This is a genomic window from Roseovarius halophilus (ex Wu et al. 2025), assembly GCF_047086965.1.
The window spans coordinates 1-2,112 of sequence record NZ_JBKOTX010000409.1; the positions used below are offsets into that span (position 1 = coordinate 1).

Here is a 2,112-nt window from a genome sequence, read left to right on the forward strand (position 1 = left end):
GGGGCGTGGCGGGATCAGGGTGAGCGGCGCAAGCGGCCGGTTCACGCTGGTCTCCAGTAGGCGGCAGAACTCCGCGACCGCCGGGTACACGTCCCGGACCGGGGCCGCGGCCGCAAGGGCCCGCACCGCCGCTTCGGGGTAATTGGCCGCGCCGGGCAGCGCGCCCAGCCACTCCATGTAGCCCATGTGGGCCAGTTGCCGCGCCCGCGCCTCCGAGCAGCCGTGTGACCGCATCGCGTTGAGGATATCTTCCAGAATCATCGCGCCCTCCGCGCCTGTGAACGGGGATGGCGCGGCACTGGTCAGACGGAGATCACGGTCATCACAGGCACCTTGCCGGGGCACCCCGCCCGGGTCGAAAATCATGACGACAGGTCTCCTGGCTCGCGGGTCGGGGCGGGTGCCGGGCCTTCCCGGGGGCAGGCCCCAGTGGTCAGTATCGGCACCGCTCACCGCTTACAGTTGCGGGGGCAGCCGCGGACTTGCCCGGATCGGGCGCACCGCGTTCCCTTTTCACCCAACGGCATGGGGCCGCCGGGCACCGTCGGGAAAGAAGGTAGGCGAGCGCGCGGGCCGCTGTCAATGTCTGCGACGCCGCGCGTGGGGGTCTGGTCAGCCGGCCCGCGCCCGCATAGTGTTCCGGCCATGATCGATATCGCCTTTCTCGTCACGGCCTTTGCCGCGCTCTTCGTGGTCATCGACCCGATCGGTCTGACCCCGATTTTCGTGGCCCTCACCCAGGGCATGAGCGCGACCAGGCGCCGGGCGCTGGCCCTGCGCGCCTGTGGCATCAGCTTTGCGCTGCTGCTGGTGTTCGCCCTGTTCGGCGAGGCCGTTCTGGGCTTCATCGGTATCTCCATGCCTGCCTTCCGGGTGGCCGGCGGCATCCTGCTGTTCCTGACTGCGCTGGACATGCTCTTCGAGCGCCGGCAGAAGCGCCGCCGCGACCAGGCCGACGACGACGAGGAGGAAGACGACGACGACCCCTCTGTCTTCCCGCTGGCGATTCCGCTTATCGCGGGGCCCGGCGCTATCGCCACGATCATCCTGCTGGTGGGCCAGGGCGAGGGCCTGGTCGGCTTTGTCGCCATCCTGGGCGTGCTGCTGGCGGTCCTGGCGCTTGTGCTGACCCTGTTCCTGGGCGCCGGGCTGCTCGAGCGGCTGCTGGGCAAGGTCGGCATCAACGTCGTCACCCGGCTTCTGGGGATGCTGCTGGCCGCGCTGTCGGTGCAATTCGTTCTGGACGGGCTGCGCTCTTTCGGTCTGGGCGGATAGGCCCTATCTGTTACCAATGACTGGAGACCAGATCGCCTCATTCGTCTTTCTTGCCCTGCTGGGGGTGGCCATCCTCGGCTCTTACATGGCGCACAGCCGATTGAAGGGCAGCCAGATGGCCCAGCAGGCCATGATCTGGGTGCTGATCTTCGTGGGCGCCATCGCGGCGGCGGGGCTCTGGCAGGATATGAAAGGCGATCTGACCGTCACCCAGGCGGTGGTCTCGGAGAACGTGATCGAGGTGCCGCGCGGCCGCGACGGGCATTTCCACCTGGACCTGCAGGTCAACGGCGTCACCGTGCCCTTTCTGGTCGATACCGGGGCCACGCAGGTGGTTCTGACGCGCCGCGATGCTGCGCGCGCGGGGTTGGACCCGGAAGACCTGAATTTTATCGGCACCGCTTACACCGCCAACGGCGAGGTCCGCATCGCCCCGGTGGTGCTGGACCGCGTCGCCCTCGGCCCGATCCAAGACCGCAACCTGCGCGCCTCGGTCAATGGCGGGCAGATGGAACAGTCGCTGCTGGGCATGACCTATCTCAACCGTTTCGAGCGGATCGAGATCCAGAACAACCGGCTGTTGCTGGCGCGCTAAGGGGACAGGCGCGGCGTGCGCAGGCCTGTCACCTCTTGATACCGTGCGTCGAGCGCACGTCATGCACGCAGACGGCAATGACCGCTGTCAGCCCGAAGCCGACTCACATGAACGATGCAGCATGAAACGGACCATCGACAAGGAGGGCGGACAACGGACCTTCGCCGCGTTGGCGTGGCAAGTTGGCCCAGGCAGGAAAAGCGGACATCGGGAAGGGGCCGTGAGTTGCGAAGTTGCGACGG

3 protein-coding genes and 1 riboswitch are annotated in these 2,112 nt (G+C 67.5%); of the genes, 2 read left to right on the forward strand and 1 reads right to left on the reverse strand.

The window, feature by feature from the left end:
* On the reverse strand, window positions 1-261 hold a 261-nt coding region (locus ACH107_RS32230; RefSeq protein WP_412509689.1), incomplete at its 3' end, for a hypothetical protein.
* A 90-nt stretch (window positions 262-351) separates the two neighbouring features.
* A riboswitch (cobalamin riboswitch) is annotated at window positions 352-561 on the reverse strand.
* Between the two features lie 84 nt (window positions 562-645).
* Here ACH107_RS32230 and ACH107_RS32235 point away from each other — a divergent pair.
* Both ACH107_RS32235 and ACH107_RS32240 read left to right on the forward strand, forming a co-directional pair.
* The gene (locus ACH107_RS32235) at window positions 646-1,275 is read left to right on the forward strand and encodes a MarC family protein (protein WP_412509690.1); all 630 of its coding nucleotides are present in this window, start codon (window positions 646-648) and stop codon (window positions 1,273-1,275) included.
* A gap of 16 nt (window positions 1,276-1,291) precedes the next feature.
* The gene (locus ACH107_RS32240; protein ID WP_310691940.1) at window positions 1,292-1,870 is read left to right on the forward strand and encodes a TIGR02281 family clan AA aspartic protease; all 579 of its coding nucleotides are present in this window, start codon (window positions 1,292-1,294) and stop codon (window positions 1,868-1,870) included.
* Window positions 1,871-2,112 lie beyond the last annotated feature (242 nt).